Consider the following 24,897-nt stretch of genomic DNA (forward strand, 5'->3'; position numbering starts at 1 on the left):
TACTGTTATGAATTTAAGTAACTTACAACCTGCTGAAGGTGCTACACACAATCAAAATAAAAGGTTAGGTAGAGGAGAAGGTTCTGGAAAAGGTGGTACTTCTGCAAGAGGTCACAAAGGAGCCAAATCTCGTTCTGGTTATTCTAAAAAGATTGGTTTTGAAGGGGGACAAATGCCGCTTCAAAGACGTGTACCTAAGTTTGGTTTTACAAACATCAATCGTAAAGATTACGAAGGTGTAAATCTTGATACACTTCAACTATTAGTTGATAATGGTGTTATTAAAGATACTGTTGATATGACAGTTTATGTTGCTAATCGTTTAGCTACTAAAAATGAAATCGTTAAGATTTTAGGTAGAGGTGAATTGACAGCAAAATTAAAAGTAACCGCTCACAAATTTACTGCTACTGCAAAAGCTGCTATTGAAGCTGCTGGTGGAGAAGCTGTAACAATGTAATTTTTCAATTAATATGAAGAAATTTATTGAGTCAATTAGTAATGTTTGGAAAATCGAAGAACTGAAAAATAGAATCCTAATTACATTGGGTTTGCTTTTAGTGTATCGTTTTGGGGCTCAAGTAACCTTACCAGGTATTGATGCTACACAGTTGGGTAATTTAGCCGGGCAAACTAAAGAAGGAATTGGTTCAATTCTTGATATGTTTACTGGAGGAGCTTTTTCACAGGCTTCTGTTTTTGCCTTAGGAATAATGCCTTACATTTCTGCTTCAATTGTTGTTCAGTTGATGGGAATTGCGGTTCCATACTTGCAAAAACTTCAAAGCGATGGAGAAAGCGGTAGAAAAAAAATTAATCAAATTACACGTTGGTTGACTATTGGTATCACCTTGGTTCAAGGTCCTACTTACATCTACAATTTATATAGAACGTTACCTAGTAATGCATTTTTATTGGGATTCAATTCATTTGAATTCTTATTTTCTTCAGTAATTATTTTAGTCACAGGTACAATTTTTGCGATGTGGTTAGGAGAAAAAATTACAGATAAGGGAATAGGAAATGGTATATCTTTGTTGATTATGGTGGGTATTTTGGCAAGATTGCCTCAGGCATTCATCCAAGAATTTACCACGAGAGTGACTAATAATAACGGTGGTCCGATGTTGTTAGTTATCGAAATTATCATTTGGTTATTGGTTATTGTTTGTTGTGTATTGTTGGTTATGGCGATTAGGAGAATTCCTGTTCAATATGCCAGACGTACTACTTCAGGGGATTTTGAACAAGACATGTTAGGTGGAAATAGACAGTGGATCCCTTTAAAGCTTAATGCTTCTGGGGTGATGCCAATTATTTTTGCTCAAGCAATTATGTTCATTCCAGCTGCTTTGGCAGGGCTGTCTAAATCAGATGCTTCGCAGTCAATCGTTGGCGCTTTTAGTAATATGTTTGGTTTCTGGTATAATTTAGTTTTTGCAACGTTAATAATTGTATTTACTTTCTTTTATACTGCAATCACAGTTCCTACTAACAAGATGTCTGATGATTTAAAGAGAAGCGGTGGTTTTATACCGGGTATCAGACCAGGAGTTGAAACTTCTGATTATCTTGATAAGGTGATGTCTTTAATAACTTTTCCAGGATCTTTATTTCTTGCTTTGATTGCCGTGTTCCCGGCGATAATTGTAAGTGTTATGGATGTTCAACAATCCTGGGCAATGTTTTTCGGAGGTACTTCATTGATAATTATGGTAGGTGTTGCCATTGACACAATGCAGCAAATCAATTCATATTTGCTAAATAAGCATTATGATGGTTTAATGAAAAGTGGTAAAAATAGAAAAGCAGTAGCTTAACTTTATGGCAAAACAATCAGCAATAGAACAAGACGGATCGATCATTGAAGCATTATCAAATGCAATGTTTCGTGTAGAGTTAGAGAATGGACATATAGTAATTGCACATATATCTGGAAAAATGCGTATGCATTATATCAAATTATTACCTGGTGATAAAGTGAAACTAGAAATGAGCCCTTACGATTTGTCAAAAGCAAGAATTACTTATAGATATTAAAGGATATTCAAAATGAAAGTTAGAGCTTCAGTAAAAAAGAGAAGTCCCGAGTGCAAAATTGTGCGAAGAAAAGGGAGATTGTACGTAATAAACAAAAAGAATCCTAGATTTAAACAAAGACAAGGATAATTATGGCAAGAATAGCAGGGGTAGATATCCCAAAAAATAAGAGAGGTGTTATAGCACTTACCTACATCTTCGGATTAGGAAATAGTAGAGCTATTGAGATTTTAGAAAAAGCTCAAGTAAGCCAAGATAAAAAGGTTCAAGACTGGAATGATGATGAGATCGGAGCGATTCGTGAAGCAGTGTCCACTTTCAAAATTGAAGGAGAATTGCGTTCAGAAGTTTCTTTAAACATCAAACGTCTAATGGATATTGGGTGTTACAGAGGTATTCGTCACAGAACTGGTCTTCCATTAAGAGGACAAAGAACTAAGAATAACTCCAGAACAAGAAAAGGTAAAAGAAAAACTGTTGCCAACAAGAAAAAAGCAACTAAATAATAAGTAATATGGCTAAAGCAACTGCAAAAAAACGTAAAGTTATCGTTGAATCAACGGGAGAAGCTCATATTTCTGCTACCTTCAATAATATCATCATTTCTTTGACAAACAAAAAAGGTGAAGTTATTTCTTGGTCTTCAGCTGGTAAAATGGGTTTTAGAGGTTCTAAAAAGAATACTCCATACGCAGCCCAAATGGCAGCAGAAGATTGTAGTAAAGTAGCTCTTGAAGCAGGACTTAAAAAAGTTAAGGTGTATGTTAAAGGACCAGGAAACGGACGTGAGTCTGCGATCCGTTCTTTGCATAACGGTGGAATTGAAGTGACTGAGATTATCGATGTTACTCCAATGCCTCACAACGGATGTCGTCCTCCAAAAAGACGTAGAGTTTAATAATATTTTTTTAGTATAACCTAGATAGAATACCGATTATCGAAGGATAAGACCTGAATTCATAATCTCTATCTTAAACAATTTAAAATGGCAAGATATACTGGTCCAAGTACAAGAATCGCCCGTAAATTCGGCGAAGCAATTTTCGGAGACGATAAAGCGTTCGAAAAAAGAAATTATCCACCCGGACAACACGGGATGGCTAAAAAAAGAGGGAAAAAATCTGAATTTGCTATCCAGTTAATGGAAAAACAAAAAGCTAAATATTCTTACGGAATTTTAGAAAAACAATTCAGAGGTTTATTCAAAAAAGCATCAGCAACTAAAGGTGTTACTGGTGAAGTTCTTTTACAATTATGTGAAGCACGATTAGATAACGTTGTTTTTAGAATGGGTATTGCCCCTTCAAGAAGAGGAGCTAGACAACTTGTTTCTCATAGACATGTCACTGTTAATGGTGACGTTGTAAATATAGCTTCTTACCACCTTAAACCTGGTGATAAAGTTGCAGTTCGTGAAAAATCTAAATCTTTAGAAGCAATCGAACGTTCTTTGTCTAATTCAAGTCATGTTTATGAATGGATTACTTGGAATAATGATATCAAAGAAGGTACTTTCGTTTCTGTACCAGCTAGACTTCAAATCCCAGAAAACATTAAAGAACAATTAATCGTAGAGTTGTACAACAAATAATAATTGACTTAGTCGAAATTTATGGCAATATTTAATTTTCAGAAGCCCGATAAAGTTATCATGATCGATTCAACCGATTTTGAAGGTAAATTTGAATTTAGACCTTTAGAACCGGGTTACGGATTGACCGTTGGTAATGCACTTAGAAGAGTTTTGCTTTCAGCATTAGAAGGTTATGCTATTACATCTGTTCGTATTGAAGGTGTAGATCATGAGTTTTCTACTATTTCAGGAGTTGTTGAGGACGTTACCGAAATTATCCTTAATCTTAAACAAGTACGTTTCAAACGACAAATTGAAGATATTGATAATGAATCAGTTACTATTTCTGTTTCCGGTAAAGATCAATTAACAGCTGGTGATTTTCAAAAATTTATTTCAGGTTTCCAAGTTTTGAATCCAGAACTAGTTATCTGTAATTTAGATCCTAAAATTAAACTTAATTTCGATTTAACGATCGAAAAAGGTAGAGGATATGTTCCTGCTGAAGAGAACAAAAAACAGAATGCTGCAATTGGAACTATTTTTACAGATTCAATTTTTACTCCGGTAAAAAATGTAAAGTATGCAATTGAAAACTTCCGTGTAGAGCAAAAAACAGATTATGAAAAATTAGTTTTTGAAATTAAAACTGATGGTTCTATCAATCCAAAAGATGCCCTTACTGAAGCTGCTAAAGTTTTGATTCACCATTTCATGTTGTTCTCTGACGAAAGAATTACACTCGAGGCTGACGAAATTGCACAAACAGAATCGTATGATGAAGAGTCATTACACATGAGACAATTGCTTAAAACTAAGCTTGTTGATATGGATCTTTCTGTAAGAGCATTAAATTGTTTGAAAGCGGCTGAAGTTGATACACTTGGTGATTTAGTATCGTTCAACAAAAATGACCTAATGAAATTCCGTAATTTTGGTAAAAAATCTTTAACTGAACTTGATGAACTTGTTGCAGTTAAAAATTTGAACTTTGGTATGGATTTAGCAAAATACAAACTAGATAAAGAATAAATTACTTCATATTTTGATCTCCAAAATGGATAGCATCAAGATGAAAGTATAAAAAAACACGTCATGAGACACGGAAAAAAATTCAATCACTTAAGCAGACAGACTGCACATAGAAAATCTATGTTAGCTAATATGGCTTGTTCTCTTATAGAGCACAAACGTATTAACACTACTGTTGCTAAAGCAAAAGCGCTTAAACAATTCGTTGAGCCTTTAATAACAAAATCAAAACAAGATACGACTCACAATCGTCGTATCGTTTTTGCTTACTTACGTAGCAAATATGCGGTAACTGACTTGTTCAGAGACGTAGCTGCTAAAGTAGGAGACCGTCCAGGTGGATACACGCGTATCATTAAAGTTGGGAATCGTTTAGGAGATAATGCTGATATGGCAATGATCGAGTTAGTAGATTTCAATGAACTTTACAATGGTGGTAAAAAAGAAGTTAAAAAAGCAAAAAGCCGTCGTGGTGGGAAAGCTAAAAAAGCAGATGAGGCTACTGAAGCTCCAGCTGCTGAAAGTGAACCAACTGCAGAGACAGCTGCTGAGTAATTATGAAAATAATCATTCAATAAAAATCAAGGATAAGCTATTTATAGTTTATCCTTTTTTTTTGATTTTTTCGGAACAAAAAACGTATTATTTAATAGTGAATTGTCTTGCTGTTCACTGTATCTTTTGCTTTTAAAGAAAAATCAAAAAGATGACTCCAGACGCTCCAAGGTCATCAGGGCTCTAGGGTAGAATTTTTATTATACAATAAATTTCAAAAACTTGCATCCATTGCTTTAAACAATTAAATTTGCACAATATTTAACTATATATGAAACCCGCTTTGCGAGTTCCATGAGACTATTAAAAATAACATTAGATAGCAACGAATGAAATATACAACAAGACAAAGTGCCATTCTTTTATTGAGTGACGGAACCATATTCCATGGTAAATCTATTGGAATCAGCGGAACTACCTTTGGGGAAGTTTGTTTTAACACCGGAATGACAGGTTATCAGGAAATATTCACTGACCCTTCTTATTTTGGACAATTAATGGTTGCCACGAACGCTCATATTGGAAATTATGGAGTAAACGATTCAGAAATAGAATCAGGTAGTGTCAAAATTGCCGGGTTGGTTTGTAAAAATTTTAGCTTTAATTATTCTCGTTCCGATGCTTCAGGGAGTCTAGAAGATTATTTTATTAAACAAAACTTGATCTGTATATCTGATGTAGATACGCGTGCCCTGGTTAGTTATATTCGGGAGAACGGTGCTATGAATGCTGTAATTTGTACAGATGATACCTCTGTAGAAGAACTAAAAATTGCTTTATCAAAAGTCCCTGATATGAAGGGTTTAGAATTAGCATCTAAAGTTTCTACTACGGAACCTTATTTTTTTGGTGAGGAGAAGGCAACGTATAAAATCGCAGCACTTGATTTAGGAATAAAAATGAATATCCTTCGTAATCTGGCTAAAAGAGATTGTTATATCAAAGTATTTCCTTTTGATTCTTCGTATCAGGATTTAGCTGCATTTAATCCAGATGGATACTTCTTATCTAATGGTCCCGGGGATCCTGAGCCTCTTTCGGGTGCGATTCAAGTGGCTAAAGAAATTCTTGACAATGATAAACCTTTATTTGGAATCTGTCTTGGACACCAAATAATTGGTCTTGCTAATGGAATTTCTACTTATAAAATGTTTAATGGGCACAGAGGAATAAATCATCCTGTAAAAAATATCATCACTGGAAAAGGGGAAATAACTTCTCAAAATCATGGTTTTGCGGTTAATAAAGAGGAATTGGACAATCATCCAAATCTTGAAATTACGCATCTTCATCTTAATGATGGAACTGTTGCAGGGATGCGCATGAAAAACAAAAATTGTTTTTCTGTTCAATACCACCCTGAAGCAAGTCCTGGGCCCCATGATTCGTCGTATTTATTTGATCAGTTTATTGAAAATATTAAAGGATAAAGACAGTTATTTAATTGTCAAAATTTTAAAACAGAAGGGTTTGACTTTAATCATAAAGTCAGGCCTTTTTTTATGCGAAAAATAATTTTTATACTACTATCTATGATATTTTAGTCCTATTTTGCGCTGTCTCGATGCAATACGCATCTTGACTGTAAATTTTAAAGAAAAAAAGCACTTTCAAAAGTGAATATAATTTCACGAATATATAATGAAAAAAGTAAAATTAATTTGATACTGCAAAATAAAATTTTAATAAAGTAGAAAAGTGTTATTTCTAAAATAATTATAACGTTTTCGTTAATAACATTCATTATTTTCATAATGTCATTACAAAAGATAGAATATATTTGTATTACTAAATAAAAATTAGAAAATATGAGTATAATTATCAAAATTCACGCAAGACAAATTTTTGATTCAAGAGGAAATCCTACAATTGAAGTAGATGTAATTACAGACAATGGTGTTTTAGGAAGAGCAGCAGTTCCATCTGGAGCTTCTACCGGTAAACATGAAGCAGTGGAGTTACGTGACGGAGGAAAAGCTTTTCTTGGTAAAGGAGTTTTGAATGCGGTGAAAAATGTGAATACCCTTATTTCGGAAGAACTTCTTGGAGTTTCCGTTTTTGAACAAAATGTTATTGATCAAATGATGATTGATTTAGATGGCACGCCTAATAAATCAAACTTGGGAGCAAATGCAATTTTGGGTGTGTCTTTGGCTGTTGCCAAAGCGGCAGCAAATGAATTAGGATTGCCTTTGTATCGATATGTAGGCGGTGTTTCTGCGAATACATTGCCCGTTCCTATGATGAATATCATCAATGGAGGTTCGCATTCTGATGCGCCAATTTCGTTTCAGGAATTCATGATCATACCAGTTAAAGCAACTTCTTTTACGCATGCAATGCAAATGGGGACTGAGATTTTTCATAGCCTTAAAAAAGTATTACATGATAGAGGTTTAAGTACAGCTGTTGGTGATGAAGGTGGTTTTGCGCCAAACCTTGCCGGTGGTACAGAGGATGCATTGGACACGATCAAAAAAGCAGTTGAGGCTGCTGGTTATACTTTTGGAGACGAAATCATGGTGGCTTTAGACTGTGCGGCTTCTGAATTTTTTGTAAACGGAAAATACGATTATACGAAATTTGAAGGCGAAACGGGTAAAATTAGAACTTCAGAGGAGCAAGCTGATTATTTAGCTGAATTAGCAGCTAATTACCCTATTATCTCTATCGAAGACGGAATGGATGAAAATGACTGGGATGGTTGGAAATACCTGACGGATAAAATTGGTAATAAAGTACAATTAGTAGGGGATGATTTATTTGTTACTAATGTGGAACGATTGTCAACAGGAATCGAAAAAGGAATTGCAAATTCAATTTTGGTTAAAGTAAACCAAATAGGTACTTTGACTGAAACTATTGCAGCGGTCAATATGGCTAAAAACGCAGGCTTTACCTCGGTAATGTCGCACCGTTCCGGAGAGACGGAGGACAATACTATTGCAGATCTAGCAGTAGCATTAAATTGTGGACAAATCAAGACCGGTTCTGCTTCTCGTTCAGACCGTATGGCTAAATACAATCAATTATTGCGAATTGAAGAAGAATTAGGCGATACCGCTTATTTTCCGGGAAAAAACGCTTTTAAAATAAAATAAGTTCTATTACTATCTTTTTTAGCCATTCACTTCGTGTGAATGGCTTTTTTTTGGTAATATTTAACATTTTCATTGTATTATTCTCTTTTTAATTAGTGTTTAATTCCCTAGATTTGATAAATTATTATTTTAAAAGTTTATTTTCAAATATATTATGTCAAAAACAGCAACATTAGAAATCGACGGAAAAAAAATTGAACTGCCTATAGTAGTAGGTAGCGAAAATGAAGTTGCCATCGATATTAACAAATTACGTGATTTATCCGGTATAATTACTCTTGATCCGGGCTATAAAAATTCAGGTTCTTGTAAGAGTGATATTACTTTTCTGGACGGAGAATTAGGAATTCTTCGCTACAGAGGATACGCTATTGAAGATTTAGCAGAAAAAGCTGATTTTCTTGAAGTGTCTTATCTTTTAATTTTTGGAGAATTGCCTACTACTAAACAGTTGGCGCAATTTGAAACGGATATCAGAAAATACACGCTGGTCAATGAAGAAATGAAAAACATCATTGATGGTTTTCCAAAAACAGCCCATCCAATGGGTGTTTTAGCTGCTTTGACGAGTGCATTGACTGCGTTCAACCCTAAATCGGTTAATGTAGAGAATGAAAAAGAAATGTATGAAGCAGTTTGTAAAACCATGGGGAAATTCCTGGTTATTGCCACTTGGACCTACAGAAAAAGTATGGGTTATCCTTTGAATTATTATGATAACACTAAAGGGTATGTGGAGAATTTCATGCATTTGATGTTTGAATTGCCTACAGAGCCGTATACGCCAAACCCTGTGGTAGTAGATGCATTAGACAAGTTGTTTATACTTCATGGCGATCATGAGCAAAACTGTTCCACTTCTACCGTTAGAATGGTGGGTTCCTCACATGCGGGATTGTTTGCATCAATATCTGCCGGAGTTTCAGCTCTTTGGGGTCCTTTGCACGGAGGTGCCAATCAGGCAGTTCTTGAAATGCTGGAAGAAATCCATAGAAATGGCGGTGATGCAGATAAATATATGGCTAAAGCCAAAGATAAAAATGATCCTTTTAGATTGATGGGTTTTGGACATAGAGTCTATAAAAACTTTGATCCAAGAGCAAAAATCATCAAAAAAGCAGCAAATGAAGTTTTAGCAACTTTAGGAGTTGAAGACCCAATTCTTGCTATTGCTAAAAAGTTAGAAGCAGCGGCTTTGGAAGATGAGTATTTCAAATCAAGAAATTTATATCCTAATGTAGACTTCTACTCTGGAATTATTTACAGAGCGCTAGGAATTCCTACCGATATGTTTACGGTTATGTTTGCCATAGGGCGTTTGCCGGGTTGGATTGCACAATGGAAAGAAATGCGAGAAAATAAAGAGCCTATCGGAAGACCAAGACAAATTTACACAGGACATCCTTTGCGAGAATTCAAGACCTCTGATAAAAGATAAAAGATAAAAAGCTTCACAAATTTGTGAAGCTTTTTTTATATTTGCTAAAAGTTAAAGATACATGTTAGAATTAAATGTAAATAATGAAACTTCAAGACTAAGGGCAGTTGTTTTGGGTTCTGCAGTACATAACGGGCCAACGCCAAAACGAGAAGAGGCCTATGATCCAAAATCGTTAGAGCATATATTGGCAGGGACTTATCCGATCGAGATAGATATGGTTCGAGAAATGGAAGCCTTCAATCGGGTTTTTGAAAAATATAATGTAACGGTGTTTCGTCCTGAAATGATTGAAAATTACAATCAAATATTTACCAGAGATATTGGCTTTGTAATTGGAGATGTTTTTGTAAAATCGAATATATTGCCGGATCGCGAGCGGGAATTAGACGCGATTCAGTACGTAATAGACCAAATGGATCCTCAAAAAGTAGTGCGCCCCCCAGAAGAAGTACACATAGAAGGAGGGGATGTGATGTTGTGGAATGACTATATCTTCGTTGGTACTTATAAAGGGAGTGATTACCAGGATTATATTACAGCACGGACGAATCTTCAGGGTGTGCAGTACATCAAAGACCTGTTTCCTACTAAAATTGTAAAGGGATTTGACCTAGTAAAGTCTAAAATTGAAGCAAGGGATAATGCCTTGCATTTAGACTGTTGTTTTCAGCCTGTTGGAATTAATAAAGGGATTATATACAAAAATGGATTTCGAGAAGAAGCCGATTATTTATTCCTGGTTAATCTTTTTGGGAAAGAAAATTTATTTCACGTCACTAGAGACGAAATGTATCACATGAATTCTAATATTTTTTCTATCGATACCACTGTTGTGGTTTCCGAAAGAAATTTCACCCGACTGAACAATTGGTTGCGAGCAAACGGTTTTCTGGTAGAAGAAATTCCTTATGCCGAAATTGCAAAACAAGAAGGGCTATTGCGCTGTTCGACCTTGCCTTTGATTCGAGATTAATTCAATTTTAAAAACGTATTGTGGTAGAGACGCACGATAGAGACGCACTGCAGTGCGTCTCTACCACAAAAATAAAACACAAAAACCCATGAAACAAACAACAAATTCGATATTGATGATTCGCCCAGTAGCGTTTAGAATGAACGAACAAACGGCAGTAAATAATTATTACCAAAAAGTAGTAGACGGTCTTTTGCCTGCAACGGTAAACGCTAAAGCACAACAAGAATTTGATGCTTTTGTAGAAAAACTAACAGCAGTCGGGGTTGATGTTACGGTTGTTGATGATACCCTGAATCCAGATACACCAGATAGTGTTTTTCCAAACAACTGGATTTCTTTTCACGAGAATGGAGATGTGGCTTTATATCCTATGTTTGCTGAAAATCGCCGTCACGAGCGCCGCGAAGATATTTTAGATGTTCTGGAAGACAAAGGATTTGTGATTCATAATATTGTTGATTATACATCGGCAGAGGAAGATGGATTCTATTTGGAAGGAACAGGAAGTTTGCTTTTGGATAGAACTAATGCTAAAGCATATTGCGCTTTGTCACCAAGGGCTGATGAAGAGTTGTTTATCGAATTCTGTGAGGATTTTGACTATGCTCCAGTTATTTTTGAAGCATTTCAAACCGTCGGTTCGGAACGAAAATTGATCTACCATACCAATGTGATGATGTGTCTGGGGGACACTTTTGCTGTGATTTGTTCGGAGTGTATTGATGATAAAAAAGAACGTAAAATGGTCCTGGATAGCCTAAAAGAAAACGGGAAAGAAATCATTTTAATTACGGAAGCCCAAATGAATACTTTTGCAGGAAACATGCTTGAAATTCGTGGGGCAAAGGACAAACGATATTTAGTGATGAGTGCTGCTGCACATCAGAGTTTAACTTCAAAACAAATAGAACAACTGGAACGACATGCTGAAATTTTGAGTTCGAGCCTGGATACTATTGAAGCATGTGGGGGTGGCAGTGCCAGATGTATGATGGCTGAGATCTTTTTGCCAAGAAAATAATTGTACAATTCAGGCAAATACACTGCGTTTTGCCTGAATTTAATCTTAGATCAAATTGCCTTTAATAATATTGATAATCGCACTTACAATATATTGGATTCCTATAGCAATTACAATAAAACCAATGATTCTGGAGATCGCTACAATTCCGGATTCTCCAAGTATTTTTGCTAAATAATGAGCACTTTTCAAGATGATGAAAATAGCAACTGCGATAGCAAGAATGGCAAAGGATGAAATGATAATTTCGCTAGTTGTATTGTGTTCCTGATAAAAAGCAATCAGCAGCGAAATAGATCCAGGTCCGGCTAGCATAGGGATAGCTAGTGGAGTCAGAGCGATGTCATTTCTTTTTTGAGCATCGTTTTCTGCTTTTTTGGTGATCCCCCTCTTTTTGTTAAATTGTCCCGAGAGCAATGAAAATCCCGAGTTTACTATGATAAGTCCTCCGGCAATTCGAAGCGCATCGATGCTAATGCCAAAAAAAATCAGCATATATTGCCCAATAAAAAAAGAGACAATTAAGATGATAAACACATTTATCGCTGTCCACAATGAAATCCTGGAACGTTCTTTTTTTGTGTCATGTTGTGTAAGTCCTACAAAAATAGGAACAGTACCAATAGGGTTCAACACGGAGAAAAGTGCGACAAACAGATAAATAAAAAGATCCATATTTTATATTTAAGGGTGTAAAAATACTCTTTTTTTACTTTTTAATGTTAGGGAAATGTTTTTATTGCAGTGATAACTAAACTTGAAAATTCCGAAACGGACAAACCTTTTTGATTACTTTTGCTGCATATACTTATAGAAAATGACAAAGAATAAAAAAACACTAGTTCTGGGAGCAACTACTAAACCAGAGAAATACGCCTTCAAAGCGATCACTATGTTGGTAGACAAAGGACATTCGGTGCTTGCTTTAGGACAAAATGCTGGTGAAGTGGCCGGTGTGAAAATCCAGACCAAAGCCATTCCCATAAAAAATATAGATACCGTTACCCTTTATTTGAACCCTGCACGTCAGCGCGATTATTACAATTATATCGTCGAGGCTAAACCTAAACGTGTTATTTTTAATCCGGGAACTGAAAATCCAGAATTGTACCAATTGCTGAAGCTGAATGATATCAAAGTAGAAATAGCCTGTACCTTAGTATTATTGACTACTAACCAGTATTAATATTTTTTTTGGAGCTACCTCCAGCTGTTCGCTATATCTTTTCTTGTCCCGTTTTTAAAACGGGACAAGAAAAGGATGCCGCTGCCATCTGGGCTAAAACTAAAATCGTGTTTCTGAAGCCGCTTTTTTGCTAATCAACCACAATCCAAGAAAAGTAATAAGCCCGTTTACAATGATCAGCTCATTGTCAAAGACGTATCCAAAAAACAATGTTTTTGAATGTTCGCTGATAAGGTATGTGAGTGCAGGAGACAACAAACAAATTATCGGGACCAGTTTGTCTTTGACCGTTTTTGACTGTGCAAACAGCCCGAAACAATACAATCCTAAAAGTGGTCCATACGTGTAGGAGGCCACCCTGAAAATCATTCCTACTACGGAACTGTCATTTATGGAATTAAAGAAAATAATGACCAGAAACATCAAAAAGGAAAACGCAACATGAACCAGATGTCTGTCTCGGACTACATTAGGTTTGTTCAGATTCTCCGCTTTGTCCATTCCTAAAAAATCCACACAAAACGAAGTCGTAAGCGCTGTTAATGCAGAGTCAGTCGTGGCAAAAGTTGCGGCCGTCAATCCCAATAAGAATATAACTGAAGGTATCAGAGCCAGGTGATTAAAAGCAATTTCCGGGAAAAGCAAATCGGTTCTGGGCTTTCCGGTGTTTAAATCGGTGGGGATTTCAACCCCGTTTTTAGCGGCATAAACATACAGTAGCGCACCTACGCTCAGGAAAAATATATTGATAAGTACAAATATTCCGGTAAATGTGAACATGTTTTTTTGAGCTTCACCAATGGTGGCACAACTCAGGTTTTTTTGCATTAAATCCTGATCCAGACCTACCATGGCAATGGTTACAAAAATCCCTCCCAGAATTTGTTTGATAAAATGGAACTTACTCGACACGAAATCCTCAAAGAAAAATACTTTCGAATAGTTACTGTTTTTTACGGTTTCAAAAGCTTCAAAAGCATTTAAATTCAAGCTTCTGCAAATAAAGAAAAGAGTCATAAAAACAGAGGTCACTAAGAAAAAAGTTTGTAAGGTATCCGTAATGATAATGGTTTTGAGTCCGCCACGATAGGTATATGCAAAAATTAAAGCCAGCGAAATCAGCACGGTAAAGGCAAAGGGAATGTTGTAAAAGTCAAAAACATAGCGCTGTAAAACGATCACCACAAGATACAATCGAAACGCAGAGCCTATTGTTCGGCTGATCAGGAAAATTGTTGCGGCAGTTTTATAGGAATACAACCCCAATCGCTGCTCGATATAGCCGTAAATCGAAGTCAGATTCATCCGGTAGTACAGAGGCAACAGCACTTTTGCAATAACTATAAAGCCAATGGCATTTCCCAGAACAAACTGAAAATACTTGAATTGTTCTCCGTTTGGCGCACCCACTTCTCCCGGCACCGAAATAAAAGTTACCCCGGAAAGCGCAGTCCCAATCATCCCGAAAGCCACTAAATACCATTTTGAGTTTTTATTGGCTTTGAAAAAAGCCTCATTGCCACTGTCTTTTCTACTTACAAAATGGGAAATCAAAAATAAAATCCCGAAGTAGATTACAATTAACGATAGAATGGTGAATGGTGTCATTTTTTTGAGTTTACAGGGAGCAAAATACGATTTTTTGTTTAATGAGTCATTTCTGGATCCGGATTCCCTTTGGCACATCACGAATAGCTACTGCTTAATTGGTTTGTATGCAACATTATAAACGATTTTATTTTAATATCGCCTACTAAAAGTATTGCTTTACGTCCAAAGCACTTCTGTTGAAAAAGGATTCTTTTTTTATATAATGGCTTTTGCAAGCGACTCCATTTGTCAGTTTGGGTGTAGCCGAGAACCCTTGTTGCCTATCGACTGCACTCGATAAAAAGGGCATTAAGTTTTTTTCATCAGTTCGAGGTGAGAAAAATTTGTGACAGGAAAAATTTCTACCGGGCATCAAGAATCCTAACGTTTTGATAGCTTCTCGACACAATTTTAATCAGTAACGCTTTCGCATTACTATTCAAAAGTACTCGAAGTGAGGGCGGAAACAGCGCAGCCTTAATGACATTGCGCCCAATAGTAGAAAAAACGGCGGACTAAAATCGAATAACTAAAGTATACAATCGATTCAAGAAATAACCGATTAAACAAATAAACAAATTGCTACATTTGCAGTTATGGAATTTTCTTCAAAATTAATAGAACGGGCAGTCAATGAAATGTCTCAGTTGCCAGGAATTGGTAAGCGAACTGCACTGCGACTGGTGTTGCATTTATTAAAACAGCCCAAAGAGCAAACAGGATTTCTAGCGCAAGCCTTGGTGGCAATGCGGGAGGATATAAAGTATTGTGCGAGTTGCCATAATATATCGGACAGTGCGTTGTGTGAAATTTGTGCCAACAAAAACAGAAATCATCAAATTGTTTGTATTGTGGAGGATATCCGTGATGTTATGGCGATCGAGAATACAGGACAATTCAGAGGAATTTATCATGTTTTGGGCGGTAAAATTTCACCTATTGACGGCGTGGGCCCCAGTCAGTTGAACATCAATACTGTAGTTGAAAAAGTAAAATCCGGTAGTGTCAATGAGATTATATTTGCGTTAAGCTCCACAATGGAGGGAGATACTACCAATTTTTATATTTACAAACAAATTGGGGATTGCGGGATTATTATATCAACAATCGCCAGAGGAATTTCAGTAGGTGATGAGCTGGAATATGCGGATGAAGTTACCCTGGGCAGGAGTATTTTGCAAAGAGTTCCTTTTGAAAAGACTTTTAAAAATAATTAATTTGTTTAATGAATAATGTTGCTTTTTAAATCGTAAATGAAAAGTTATATTTGTCGCTTAAAAATATTGTAAATGAGCAAGTCGGTACTCTGTTTGTTGTTAGTTATAAGTGTGTTGCTTTTTTCCTGCATCCCTACTAAAGATTTAATTTATCTTCAGAAAAAGGATACCTCAGCACAAGAATCTACTATTGCTGTGGTAGGATCTAAGCCTTATCGGTTGCAAACAAATGATGTGTTGAGTATTACTATAAAAGCGATAGATCCTAAATTAGTTGCTATTTTTAGTCCTACAAGCGAAGTCGGTTCGGTAGGAAAATCAGAATCCGCATTGTATTTTGATGGATTTACAGTAGACGATCACGGAAATATAAGGGTTCCGGTCTTAGGAGAATTAAATGTTATTGGTTACACGCTGGACGAAATCAGAGTGAGAATCGAAAAGCAATTGTTAGCGGAGTATTTTAATGCCGAAGCTAATATTTTTGTAACCGTAAAATTATCGGGGTTTAGATATACGATCAACGGGGAAATTGGCAGCACGGGAACAAAAACATTATTTCAAGAGCAAGTAAATATAATGGAAGCCATAGCAAATGCCGGAGATATCTCTATAACAGGAGACCGAAAAGCAGTTACCATCATGCGAAAAACACCAACAGGAGTTCAAATGCATGATCTGGACTTGACGGATATCAATGTGATGCAATCGCCTTATTATTACTTACAACCTAATGATTATGTTTATATCAAGCCGCTCAAGCAAAAAACCTGGGGAACCGGGAAAACAGGAATTGAATCCTTAGGGACTATTATTACGTTGCTGTCTTTGGCCACAACGACCTTTCTACTATTAAGAAATTAAAACAGCATTCAGAAAATGTTAGATATAAAAGATTTTTCGATTTTTGAAAATCAAGTCAGTTTTGATTTTAAGGGATTTTTAATGAAAATCGGAAGTTATTGGAAGTGGTTTTTACTGAGTTTAATAATCACTTTTACTATTGCCTATCAGGTCAACATCCGTAAAGAAAAAATATATGGCATGGAGACCCTCATTGCCGTAAAGGAGGAAAGTAACCCTCTTTTTACTTCTAATACCAGTTTGGTTTTTAATTGGGGCGGTACCTCTGATCAGGTTCAATCCATCTCTACAACACTGCAATCCAGATCACACAATGAGTTAGTGGTAGATAAACTGCAGTATTATATTGATTACTTAGTTCAGGGCGAATACAATATGGTAGATGCCTACGGAGCAGTTCCATTCTATGTAAATATTGATAAATCGAAAGGGCAGTTAGCAGGAAATTTAATTGGAATTACGTTTCTAAGCGAAAATGAATATGAAATCAGAATTCCATTTGGGAATCAAAACGTCTCGGTCGTCACGTACTCCAATAATTCCTATGGCAATACAGCAGTCGAAATTGGTGATTTTGTAAAAAGATACAAAGTAGGAGAGTCTGTTTCATTACCCTTTTTGAATTGGAAATTACAAATAAAAGACAATCCCGGTTTTTACAAAGGAAATGAATATTTTGTGCGTTTTAATGATTTTGACGGAACAGTAGCCGGATATAAAGGGATCAGTTTGCGCTCAGATGATAAAGGCGGTTCTATAATTACCCTGGGAATGCAGGGTACTAATAAAGCCAGAATGGTCGAATATTTGAATTCGACTGTTGAAATGCTGATCAAAAGACAGTTAGATAGTAAAAACCAGTTTGCTACCAATACGATTGCTTTTATAGACAGTACACTGATTGCCATGGAATCCCAGCTCAAAGAAACCGGGAATGAGCTAAAAACATTTAGGAAAGATAAAAACATTTATGATATTGAAGCGGGTGGTGCTAAATTCTCGGATAAGATTCTGGAATTTGATGTAGCCAAAGATGAAGTGACCCGTAAACTGTCCTATTACAATTCGTTAAAGACTTATTTGAAAAACAGCACCAACTATGCAAAACTTCCAGCGCCATCTGTAGCGGGAATAGAAGATCCTAATATTGTAGTTAATGTTTCAAAATTGATCGCCTTGTCTACCCAAAGATCCGAAATGGCCTATGCCGTAAAAAGCGAGAAGATATTTAAGGATTTTGACAATCAAATGGAGGCGGTCAAAAATGTACTGTTAGAAAATATAGCTACTGCAAAAGCTTCGCTGCAATATGATTTAGCGATGGTGAGCAGTAAAATTAATGAAACCGAAAGTACCATAAAACAACTCCCGGAAGACCAGCAAGAGCTCGTTAAAATCAAAAGAAAATATGATTTGAGTGATAATATTTACAGCACCTTTCTTCAAAAAAGAAGTGAAGCGGATATTGTCAAAGCAGCGAATCTATCGGATGTTCAGTTTATAGATCCCGCAAAGGATATTGGCGGCGGATTAATAGGCCCTAAAACATCCGTCAATTATATATTGGCCTTATTTCTGGGAATACTTGTTCCGTTGATTTTTGTATTTGGCATTTTTTTTGTCAATAATTCGATTCAAAATACGGAGGACATCAGTAAGTTGACAAAAATTCCTTTGATAGGCGTAGTCGGTGTCAATAAAGAAAATACAAATTTAGCAGTGTTTGACAGGCCTAAATCATCGTTGTCGGAATCTTTTAGAGCTATTCGGTCCTCGCTCCAGTTTTTGTACAAACAACAAAATGTAGATGGTGCCAAAACACTGATGATAACCTCCTCCGTTAGTGGTGAGGGAAAAACATTTTGTTCCATAAATATCGCTACGGTATTTGCCCTGAGCGAGAAAAAAACAGTTGTTATTGGCCTTGATTTAAGAAAACCAAAACTGGCTACTGAATTTAATTTATCTAATGAAGCCGGGATTGTAAATTACCTGATCAAGCAAAAAACGGTTGATGAAATTATAAATCACACCCACATTCCTTTTCTGGATGTGATTCTCTCCGGACCGGTTCCTCCCAATCCATCGGAGATGATCATGAGTGACGGAATGGGAGAGCTGATTGAAGAATTAAAGAAAAAATACGATTATATAATATTAGATACACCTCCGGTAGGGTTAGTGTCAGATGCACTAGAATTAGCACAATATTGTGATGTTACCCTTTATATTGTGAGGCAGAATTTTACTAAAAAAGACATGATTACCTTGTTGAATAATCGTATAAAACGAGGGGAATTAAATAATGCCAGTATAATTTTGAATGGTCTGGAGAATAAAGCTAAATACGGAACGGGGTATGGGTATGGCTACGGATACGGTACCTATACCAATGACTATTACGAAGAAGACAAACCCAAAAGTATGTATGAAAGAGTGGCTCAGAAAATACTTAATAGACCCAGAAAGTAATTTATTGATTACAGATATAGTTAAAACGATGCATTTTAGGGCATTTACTTTTTAGATTCAAAAACTTTTACCACGAATTTCACAAATTTTCACAAATTAATTCGTGATAATTTGTGAAATTCGTGGCAAATAAATAAGGGATACCACCGTGTAGACTTTAAGTCTGCCAACAAAAACTATGAACTTTTAGTTTATAGTGGTTTATTTTTTTTAATACAGAAAAATCAAATGAAAGAAGATATAAAAAAAACAGTGTTAATCACTGGAGGAGCGGGATTTATAGGCTCTAATCTGTGTGCCCATTTTTTGTCTAAAGGCTATAAGGTGGTTTGCCTGGATAATTTTGCCACCGGGCACCTGCATAATTTAAAAGACTGCATAAACCATCCTGATTTTCGTTTGATAGAAGGCGATATTCGGAATCCGGAAGAGTGTCAAAAAGCAGTCAAAGGCGCAGATTATGTGTTGCACCAGGCGGCTTTGGGATCTGTTCCCCGTTCTATCAATGATCCGGTGACCACGAATGACGTGAATGTATCCGGATTTTTGAACATGCTGGTGGCAGCAAGAGACGAAAAAGTGAAGCGATTTGTGTATGCGGCAAGTTCCTCTACCTACGGCGATTCAGAAGCGTTGCCCAAAGTAGAAAATACTATTGGGAAGCCGCTTTCTCCGTATGCAATAACAAAATATGTAAATGAATTGTATGCCGAAATTTTTAGCACAACCTATGGTTTAGAGACCATAGGACTGCGTTATTTCAATGTTTTTGGACGGAAGCAAGATCCCAATGGCGCTTATGCAGCCGTTATCCCGAAATTTGTGATGCAATTCATGCAACACGAAAGCCCAAAAATAAATGGTGACGGGAATTATTCCCGCGATTTTACTTATATTGACAATGTTATTCAAATGAATGAGTTGGCGATGTTAACTCAAAATCCAGAAGCGATCAATACGGTGTATAACACGGCGTGTGGCGATAGGAATACGTTGAATGATTTAGTGGGCTATTTGAAAGATTTTTTAACAAAATACGATTCTGAAATTGCAAACGTTACTGTAGTGTATGGTCCTAACAGAGCGGGTGATATTCCACATTCCCTGGCTAGTATTGATAAAGCAAAAGCCCTACTGGGATACAATCCAAAATTTGGTATGCAAGAAGGATTGAAAGAGGCGGTGCACTGGTATTGGGATAATTTATCGTAATACCGTATACCGTAGAGACGCGATAAATCGGATCTACATTGCGGATTTGATGCATTGCGAAATGTAGAGATGCGATAAATCGCGTCTGTACTGGGATTAAAAAAAATAAAAAAATATATAGATGAAAATCACAAAAATTTGTTGCATTGGAGCTGGGTATGTTGGTGGTCCGACGATGGCGGTTATTGCTCAAAAATGTCCGGAGATACAAGTTACAGTAGTCGATTTGAACGAAGAGCGCATTGCGGCTTGGAATGATACCGACACGGCCAATATTCCTATATATGAACCCGGATTGGACGTTATTGTTGCCGAGGCTCGGGGAAGGAATTTGTTTTTTTCTACGAATGTTGATAAAGCCATAGACGAAGCCCAGATTATATTTATCTCCGTGAATACCCCCACTAAAACGTATGGTAAGGGAAAAGGTATGGCGGCTGATTTAAAATACATAGAGCTTTGTGCCAGACAAATTGCACGTGTAGCCAAAGATAATAAAATAGTAGTGGAGAAATCGACACTACCGGTGCGAACTGCAGAAGCAATTAAGAGTATACTTGATAATACCGGGAATGGAGTACAGTTTCAAATCCTGTCAAATCCTGAGTTTTTAGCAGAGGGAACAGCTGTTACTGATTTGTTGCATCCGGATCGGATTCTTATTGGAGGCGATCCTTCGGAGGAAGGTAAAAAAGCGATTCAGGCCTTAGTCGATGTCTATTCGAATTGGGTGCCTGCCGCTAAAATATTGACCACTAATGTTTGGTCTTCTGAATTGTCTAAGCTTACCGCCAATGCTTTTTTGGCACAACGTATTTCTTCCATCAATGCCATGTCAGAACTGTGTGAGAAAACGGGAGCCGATGTCAATGAAGTCGCTAAAGCGATTGGAATGGACAGCAGGATTGGATCTAAATTTCTAAAAGCCTCCGTTGGTTTTGGAGGTTCTTGCTTTCAAAAGGACATTTTAAATTTAGTGTACATTGCAAAATCCTATGGTTTGAATGCCGTTGCAGATTATTGGGAGCAAGTTATTATCATGAATGACCATCAAAAAAGACGTTTCTCCAATTCTATAGTTCAAACGCTTTACAATACGGTTTCCGATAAGAAAATTACTTTTTTGGGTTGGGCATTCAAGAAAGATACGAATGATACCAGAGAATCAGCAGCAATTTATGTAGCTGATGATTTGATCAATGAACACGCAAAAATTGCGGTGTATGATCCTAAAGTTTCTAACAAGAAGATCTTGGGGGATTTAAATTATTTGGAAACCAGAAATGCAGAGGCGAATGCGAACAGTGTGCGTTCCTTTTTGGACCCGTACGAAGCCTGTCAGCAGGCACACGCTATTGCGATACTGACAGAGTGGGATGAATTTATCCACTACGACTGGCAAAAAATATATGATTCGATGCAAAAACCCGCTTTTATTTTTGATGGTAGAAATTTGCTGAACGGCCCGGAATTAAAAGCAATTGGTTTTGTGTATCAGGCGATAGGTTCGTAAGCGGTTAAACAATTAAACGGTTAAACATTTAAAAGCTAATTGTGCTCAGCGGGTTGCTAGTAGTTTTCAAGTAATGAAATAGAACAAAACGTCTCGCTACGCTTCGCACTCGAAGTGTCGTGTATTGAGAACCGTTTTTAAATAAATAATTCAAAAAGTGTATTCTGAATTCGGATAGGGAGAATTAATTTTATGGCAATACAAGATAAAAGATGAATTGGTATGTAGTGTATACAAAACCCAAATGGGAAAAAAAAGTGGCAGAACAATTACAAAAGATAGGTGTGGAATGCTACTGTCCTTTGGTAACCCAAATGCGACAATGGTCTGACCGCAAGAAAAAAGTGGAAGTACCTCTTTTTAATTCCTATGTTTTTGTACAATTAGAAGATTCGAAACGGAATTTGGTGTTTCAATCCGTTGGCGCAGTCCGCTATTTGTATTGGTTAGGAAAACCAGCAATTGTGCGTGATGAAGAAATTGAAGTCATCAAGAAATGGCTCAACACTTCGGATTGTGTTGATCTCACTGTGGCCTCATATCAAATTGGGGAAACGATACAATTAGAATCGGGACCTTTTGCCGACCAAAAAGCCACAGTTCAGGAAATGACCAATACCCATTATGTGCTGGTTTTGGAATCTTTAGGATGTGTGTTGAAAATGAAACGATGAGTTTTTAGTGTGCAAAGTGAGGAGAAGAAAATAGAGAAAAGGATAAGCTGTTTCAACCGTCACTTCGAGTAATTTAGAAGAGTAATGCGAATGCTTTACTATTCTAAATTGTATCGAGAAGCCTGAAAAACGGAAGAGTTCTCGATACTTCGCAGCAATTTTCTATCGCAAATTGCTGCTCCACTCGAACTGACGAATCTTTATAGTAATTAATTGCGGCAATTAGTGAGTAGTGAAGTTCGTTTATAGTACAACCTAATGCTCATTAAAAGGCCCATTTAAAAAAAAGATTCCAAAAAATGAAAGACATTATATTAAAAGCCGAAAACATCTCCAAGCAATACCGACTGGGCCAGGTAGGAACGGGTACTATGGCGCATGATTTGAACCGCTGGTGGCATCAAGTGCGTGGTAAGGAAAATCCGTATCTCAAAATTGGCGACACCAATGACCGCAGTACCAAAGGTACGAGTGATTATGTCTGGGCATTGCAGGATATTAATTTTGAAGTAGAACGCGGTGAGATTCTTGGGATTATTGGCAAGAATGGCGCAGGAAAGTCTACTTTGCTCAAAATATTATCCCGTGTTACAGCACCTACAACGGGAAGCATTAAGTTTGGAGGCCGTGTGGCTTCCTTGCTCGAAGTAGGAACCGGATTTAATGGCGAAATGACCGGCAGGGAAAACATTTATCTCAATGGGGCTATTTTAGGGATGACCAAAAAAGAAATAACCTCCAAGATTGATGAAATTATTGATTTCTCCGGTTGCGAACGCTACATTGATACCCCCGTAAAACGCTATAGCAGCGGAATGTATGTTCGACTGGCTTTTGCTGTAGCCGCATTTCTGGAGCCTGAAATTTTGATTGTAGATGAGGTTTTGGCCGTAGGCGATGCCGAGTTCCAAAAGAAAGCGATTGGCAAGATGCAGGATATTTCCAGAACTGGCGGCAGAACGGTTTTGTTTGTGAGTCATAATATGGCGGCGGTAAAGAGTTTGTGTACAAGGGGGATTGTATTGGAGAATGGGCAGGTAGTTTTTGATGGGGGGATTGAGGAGAGTGTTGATTTATATCATAATGCTTCTTCAAATTTTGAATCTTTTTATAAAAGAGATATTTCGAAAGACTTTAGCGAAATTGTAATAGATGAAATAAATATCAATAATGAGGGAGGAAACTTAGAAAGCCGTTTTTATTATGATCAAAATATTGTAATTGATTTTAAATTGAATTCAAAATTTGAAATAAAAGATAATAATCGTTACAAAATGTTTTGTACAATTGTCAGCAAGAATGGTCAAAGAGTATGTTCATATGAAACCAATCTGATTAAATCTGAAAAAATACGATTAACTATTGAAGCAGAATTTTTGGTAAGAGGCGAGTATTTTTTAAATGCGTTTATACATGTCCCTCAACAATTAAGAATTGATGAAGTAAATGAAGTTTGTCTGTTTGAGATTTTAGATGAAAAATCTAGTTTGAGCATTCATGGATTATACAATTACGGACAAGTATTTGGAAAAGGGAAATGGGATTCTATTTTTTAGATGAAAAATTTTTATAAATTGTAATTGTATTTTTTGTAATAAACATTTAGTAATATTAGATAAATGATTAAAATTTTAAAAAAATATTTTAAACCACCTTATTATTTCTTAATTGGAAAAAAACAGGGTACAAATGCAATAGCGCGATTTGTGCCTACTGAAAAAGAATTTTTAGGAAAAAAATTATATATCCATGATATCGCATCATTTAATTTGTGTAACGAGGAATTATTTCAACTTGAAATGTATAAGTTTAAGGCTAGTCGTCCTAATCCTTGTATAATAGATTGTGGGGCAAATTTAGGGATGAGTATCATTTATTTTAAGCAATTATATCCCAATGCTTCTATAATTGCTTTTGAAGCAGATGAGCATATTTTTGGTTTTTTGGAAAAAAACGTTGAATCATTTGGATATAATGATGTAGAGTTAATCAATAAGGCAGTTTGGAATTGCGATGATACCTTGTCATTTATTGTTGAAGGAGGAGCAGGAGGAAGAATAGAAGAAGAAACTTCAAAAGGGAAATACAAAAAAGTAGTTTGTACCAGTTTAAAAAAATATTTGACAGGACGAAAGGTTGATTTTTTAAAAATTGACATAGAAGGAGCGGAATTCGAAGTGATAAAAGACTGTGAGGATGAATTGAAAAATATTGATTATCTCTTTATTGAATACCACAGCATGCCAGATCGAGAGCAAAATTTGCATAAAATTTTGGAAATAGTTCAGAAAGCAGGATTTAGTTATCATATTAAAGAAGCTTACACGACTAAATATCCTTTCATCAAAAGAAATTTAAATTATGGTATGGATTTACAACTAAATATTTTTTGCTACAAAACAAAATAATTGCAATTCAATGTATACTATT

General features: G+C 36.2%; 25 protein-coding genes. 23 read left to right on the top strand and 2 right to left on the bottom strand.

The window, feature by feature from the left end:
* Window positions 1-7 precede the first annotated feature (7 nt).
* From rplO to ctlX, 14 genes are all read left to right on the top strand, one after another.
* Window positions 8-460, top strand: a complete 453-nt coding sequence (gene rplO / locus EKL96_RS04965; protein ID WP_126451843.1) for a 50S ribosomal protein L15 — start codon at window positions 8-10, stop codon at window positions 458-460.
* Between the two features lie 13 nt (window positions 461-473).
* A complete protein-coding gene (gene secY / locus EKL96_RS04970) occupies window positions 474-1,820 on the top strand; it encodes a preprotein translocase subunit SecY (protein ID WP_126451844.1) in 1,347 nt (448 codons plus the stop codon).
* Between the two features lie 4 nt (window positions 1,821-1,824).
* Window positions 1,825-2,040 (top strand): translation initiation factor IF-1, encoded by a 216-nt coding sequence (gene infA, locus EKL96_RS04975; RefSeq protein WP_007136545.1) that lies wholly within the window; start codon window positions 1,825-1,827, stop codon window positions 2,038-2,040.
* A gap of 12 nt (window positions 2,041-2,052) precedes the next feature.
* Window positions 2,053-2,169: a type B 50S ribosomal protein L36 gene (ykgO, locus tag EKL96_RS04980; RefSeq protein WP_008992256.1), complete on the top strand. Its 117-nt coding sequence runs from the start codon at window positions 2,053-2,055 to the stop codon at window positions 2,167-2,169.
* A 2-nt stretch (window positions 2,170-2,171) separates the two neighbouring features.
* Window positions 2,172-2,546: a 30S ribosomal protein S13 gene (rpsM, locus tag EKL96_RS04985; RefSeq protein WP_091173715.1), complete on the top strand. Its 375-nt coding sequence runs from the start codon at window positions 2,172-2,174 to the stop codon at window positions 2,544-2,546.
* Between the two features lie 8 nt (window positions 2,547-2,554).
* Complete coding sequence (gene rpsK, locus EKL96_RS04990; RefSeq protein ID WP_024981527.1) at window positions 2,555-2,938, top strand: 30S ribosomal protein S11; 384 nt, start codon at window positions 2,555-2,557, stop codon at window positions 2,936-2,938.
* A gap of 87 nt (window positions 2,939-3,025) precedes the next feature.
* On the top strand, window positions 3,026-3,631 hold the full coding sequence (gene rpsD, locus EKL96_RS04995) for a 30S ribosomal protein S4 (protein ID WP_073210389.1): 606 nt from the start codon (window positions 3,026-3,028) through the stop codon (window positions 3,629-3,631).
* Between the two features lie 21 nt (window positions 3,632-3,652).
* Window positions 3,653-4,645, top strand: a complete 993-nt coding sequence (locus EKL96_RS05000) for a DNA-directed RNA polymerase subunit alpha (RefSeq protein WP_126451845.1) — start codon at window positions 3,653-3,655, stop codon at window positions 4,643-4,645.
* 63 nt (window positions 4,646-4,708) lie between these two features.
* A complete protein-coding gene (rplQ, locus tag EKL96_RS05005; RefSeq protein WP_126458909.1) occupies window positions 4,709-5,200 on the top strand; it encodes a 50S ribosomal protein L17 in 492 nt (163 codons plus the stop codon).
* Window positions 5,201-5,529: 329 nt separating this feature from the next.
* Window positions 5,530-6,630, top strand: coding sequence for a glutamine-hydrolyzing carbamoyl-phosphate synthase small subunit (gene carA, locus EKL96_RS05010; RefSeq protein WP_126458912.1), 1,101 nt, complete (start codon window positions 5,530-5,532; stop codon window positions 6,628-6,630).
* 378 nt (window positions 6,631-7,008) lie between these two features.
* Window positions 7,009-8,301: a phosphopyruvate hydratase gene (eno, locus tag EKL96_RS05015; protein ID WP_126458915.1), complete on the top strand. Its 1,293-nt coding sequence runs from the start codon at window positions 7,009-7,011 to the stop codon at window positions 8,299-8,301.
* 154 nt (window positions 8,302-8,455) lie between these two features.
* The gene (locus EKL96_RS05020; protein WP_126458918.1) at window positions 8,456-9,739 is read left to right on the top strand and encodes a citrate synthase; all 1,284 of its coding nucleotides are present in this window, start codon (window positions 8,456-8,458) and stop codon (window positions 9,737-9,739) included.
* A gap of 61 nt (window positions 9,740-9,800) precedes the next feature.
* A complete protein-coding gene (locus tag EKL96_RS05025) occupies window positions 9,801-10,715 on the top strand; it encodes a dimethylarginine dimethylaminohydrolase family protein (RefSeq protein WP_126458921.1) in 915 nt (304 codons plus the stop codon).
* 88 nt (window positions 10,716-10,803) lie between these two features.
* On the top strand, window positions 10,804-11,739 hold the full coding sequence (ctlX, locus tag EKL96_RS05030) for a citrulline utilization hydrolase CtlX (protein WP_126458924.1): 936 nt from the start codon (window positions 10,804-10,806) through the stop codon (window positions 11,737-11,739).
* A gap of 45 nt (window positions 11,740-11,784) precedes the next feature.
* On the opposite strand, the gene EKL96_RS05035 is transcribed toward ctlX, so the two are convergent.
* Window positions 11,785-12,414 (bottom strand): MarC family NAAT transporter, encoded by a 630-nt coding sequence (locus EKL96_RS05035; RefSeq protein WP_126451852.1) that lies wholly within the window; start codon window positions 12,412-12,414, stop codon window positions 11,785-11,787.
* 142 nt (window positions 12,415-12,556) lie between these two features.
* Here EKL96_RS05035 and EKL96_RS05040 point away from each other — a divergent pair, with 142 nt between their 5' ends.
* The gene (locus EKL96_RS05040; RefSeq protein ID WP_126458928.1) at window positions 12,557-12,925 is read left to right on the top strand and encodes a CoA-binding protein; all 369 of its coding nucleotides are present in this window, start codon (window positions 12,557-12,559) and stop codon (window positions 12,923-12,925) included.
* 99 nt (window positions 12,926-13,024) lie between these two features.
* Here EKL96_RS05040 and EKL96_RS05045 read toward each other — a convergent pair whose 3' ends face one another.
* The gene (locus tag EKL96_RS05045) at window positions 13,025-14,533 is read right to left on the bottom strand and encodes a sodium:solute symporter (protein WP_126458931.1); all 1,509 of its coding nucleotides are present in this window, start codon (window positions 14,531-14,533) and stop codon (window positions 13,025-13,027) included.
* A 578-nt stretch (window positions 14,534-15,111) separates the two neighbouring features.
* Here EKL96_RS05045 and recR point away from each other — a divergent pair.
* The 8 genes from recR (at window position 15,112) to EKL96_RS05085 (ending at window position 24,875) form a co-directional block, all read left to right on the top strand.
* Window positions 15,112-15,732 (top strand): recombination mediator RecR, encoded by a 621-nt coding sequence (gene recR / locus EKL96_RS05050; RefSeq protein ID WP_126451855.1) that lies wholly within the window; start codon window positions 15,112-15,114, stop codon window positions 15,730-15,732.
* Between the two features lie 72 nt (window positions 15,733-15,804).
* Window positions 15,805-16,596, top strand: coding sequence for a polysaccharide biosynthesis/export family protein (locus EKL96_RS05055; RefSeq protein ID WP_126458934.1), 792 nt, complete (start codon window positions 15,805-15,807; stop codon window positions 16,594-16,596).
* Window positions 16,597-16,611: 15 nt separating this feature from the next.
* On the top strand, window positions 16,612-19,068 hold the full coding sequence (locus tag EKL96_RS05060; RefSeq protein WP_126458937.1) for a polysaccharide biosynthesis tyrosine autokinase: 2,457 nt from the start codon (window positions 16,612-16,614) through the stop codon (window positions 19,066-19,068).
* Window positions 19,069-19,296: 228 nt separating this feature from the next.
* Entirely contained in the window at window positions 19,297-20,280 is a 984-nt protein-coding gene (locus EKL96_RS05065; protein ID WP_126458940.1) for an SDR family oxidoreductase, read from the top strand.
* A gap of 121 nt (window positions 20,281-20,401) precedes the next feature.
* Window positions 20,402-21,793: a nucleotide sugar dehydrogenase gene (locus EKL96_RS05070; protein ID WP_126458943.1), complete on the top strand. Its 1,392-nt coding sequence runs from the start codon at window positions 20,402-20,404 to the stop codon at window positions 21,791-21,793.
* A 212-nt stretch (window positions 21,794-22,005) separates the two neighbouring features.
* Window positions 22,006-22,467: a UpxY family transcription antiterminator gene (locus tag EKL96_RS05075; RefSeq protein ID WP_126458948.1), complete on the top strand. Its 462-nt coding sequence runs from the start codon at window positions 22,006-22,008 to the stop codon at window positions 22,465-22,467.
* A 299-nt stretch (window positions 22,468-22,766) separates the two neighbouring features.
* Window positions 22,767-24,023 (top strand): polysaccharide ABC transporter ATP-binding protein, encoded by a 1,257-nt coding sequence (locus EKL96_RS05080; RefSeq protein WP_126458952.1) that lies wholly within the window; start codon window positions 22,767-22,769, stop codon window positions 24,021-24,023.
* A 63-nt stretch (window positions 24,024-24,086) separates the two neighbouring features.
* Window positions 24,087-24,875: an FkbM family methyltransferase gene (locus tag EKL96_RS05085; RefSeq protein ID WP_126458955.1), complete on the top strand. Its 789-nt coding sequence runs from the start codon at window positions 24,087-24,089 to the stop codon at window positions 24,873-24,875.
* Window positions 24,876-24,897: the final 22 nt, after the last annotated feature.

It is taken from the genome of Flavobacterium sp. LS1R10 (genome assembly GCF_003968825.1).
In the GTDB taxonomy this organism is placed as follows: domain Bacteria; phylum Bacteroidota; class Bacteroidia; order Flavobacteriales; family Flavobacteriaceae; genus Flavobacterium.

Bases quoted from the DNA above. Each gene is read 5' to 3' on its own strand.
- rplO (WP_126451843.1), top strand. From the start codon at position 8: ATGAATTTAAGTAACTTACAACCTGCTGAAGGTGCTACACACAATCAA.
- secY (WP_126451844.1), top strand. From the start codon at position 474: ATGAAGAAATTTATTGAGTCAATTAGTAATGTTTGGAAAATCGAAGAA.
- infA (WP_007136545.1), top strand. From the start codon at position 1,825: ATGGCAAAACAATCAGCAATAGAACAAGACGGATCGATCATTGAAGCA.
- ykgO (WP_008992256.1), top strand. From the start codon at position 2,053: ATGAAAGTTAGAGCTTCAGTAAAAAAGAGAAGTCCCGAGTGCAAAATT.
- rpsM (WP_091173715.1), top strand. From the start codon at position 2,172: ATGGCAAGAATAGCAGGGGTAGATATCCCAAAAAATAAGAGAGGTGTT.
- rpsK (WP_024981527.1), top strand. From the start codon at position 2,555: ATGGCTAAAGCAACTGCAAAAAAACGTAAAGTTATCGTTGAATCAACG.
- rpsD (WP_073210389.1), top strand. From the start codon at position 3,026: ATGGCAAGATATACTGGTCCAAGTACAAGAATCGCCCGTAAATTCGGC.
- EKL96_RS05000 (WP_126451845.1), top strand. From the start codon at position 3,653: ATGGCAATATTTAATTTTCAGAAGCCCGATAAAGTTATCATGATCGAT.
- rplQ (WP_126458909.1), top strand. From the start codon at position 4,709: ATGAGACACGGAAAAAAATTCAATCACTTAAGCAGACAGACTGCACAT.
- carA (WP_126458912.1), top strand. From the start codon at position 5,530: ATGAAATATACAACAAGACAAAGTGCCATTCTTTTATTGAGTGACGGA.
- eno (WP_126458915.1), top strand. From the start codon at position 7,009: ATGAGTATAATTATCAAAATTCACGCAAGACAAATTTTTGATTCAAGA.
- EKL96_RS05020 (WP_126458918.1), top strand. From the start codon at position 8,456: ATGTCAAAAACAGCAACATTAGAAATCGACGGAAAAAAAATTGAACTG.
- EKL96_RS05025 (WP_126458921.1), top strand. From the start codon at position 9,801: ATGTTAGAATTAAATGTAAATAATGAAACTTCAAGACTAAGGGCAGTT.
- ctlX (WP_126458924.1), top strand. From the start codon at position 10,804: ATGAAACAAACAACAAATTCGATATTGATGATTCGCCCAGTAGCGTTT.
- EKL96_RS05035 (WP_126451852.1), bottom strand. From the start codon at position 12,414: ATGGATCTTTTTATTTATCTGTTTGTCGCACTTTTCTCCGTGTTGAAC.
- EKL96_RS05040 (WP_126458928.1), top strand. From the start codon at position 12,557: ATGACAAAGAATAAAAAAACACTAGTTCTGGGAGCAACTACTAAACCA.
- EKL96_RS05045 (WP_126458931.1), bottom strand. From the start codon at position 14,533: ATGACACCATTCACCATTCTATCGTTAATTGTAATCTACTTCGGGATT.
- recR (WP_126451855.1), top strand. From the start codon at position 15,112: ATGGAATTTTCTTCAAAATTAATAGAACGGGCAGTCAATGAAATGTCT.
- EKL96_RS05055 (WP_126458934.1), top strand. From the start codon at position 15,805: ATGAGCAAGTCGGTACTCTGTTTGTTGTTAGTTATAAGTGTGTTGCTT.
- EKL96_RS05060 (WP_126458937.1), top strand. From the start codon at position 16,612: ATGTTAGATATAAAAGATTTTTCGATTTTTGAAAATCAAGTCAGTTTT.
- EKL96_RS05065 (WP_126458940.1), top strand. From the start codon at position 19,297: ATGAAAGAAGATATAAAAAAAACAGTGTTAATCACTGGAGGAGCGGGA.
- EKL96_RS05070 (WP_126458943.1), top strand. From the start codon at position 20,402: ATGAAAATCACAAAAATTTGTTGCATTGGAGCTGGGTATGTTGGTGGT.
- EKL96_RS05075 (WP_126458948.1), top strand. From the start codon at position 22,006: ATGAATTGGTATGTAGTGTATACAAAACCCAAATGGGAAAAAAAAGTG.
- EKL96_RS05080 (WP_126458952.1), top strand. From the start codon at position 22,767: ATGAAAGACATTATATTAAAAGCCGAAAACATCTCCAAGCAATACCGA.
- EKL96_RS05085 (WP_126458955.1), top strand. From the start codon at position 24,087: ATGATTAAAATTTTAAAAAAATATTTTAAACCACCTTATTATTTCTTA.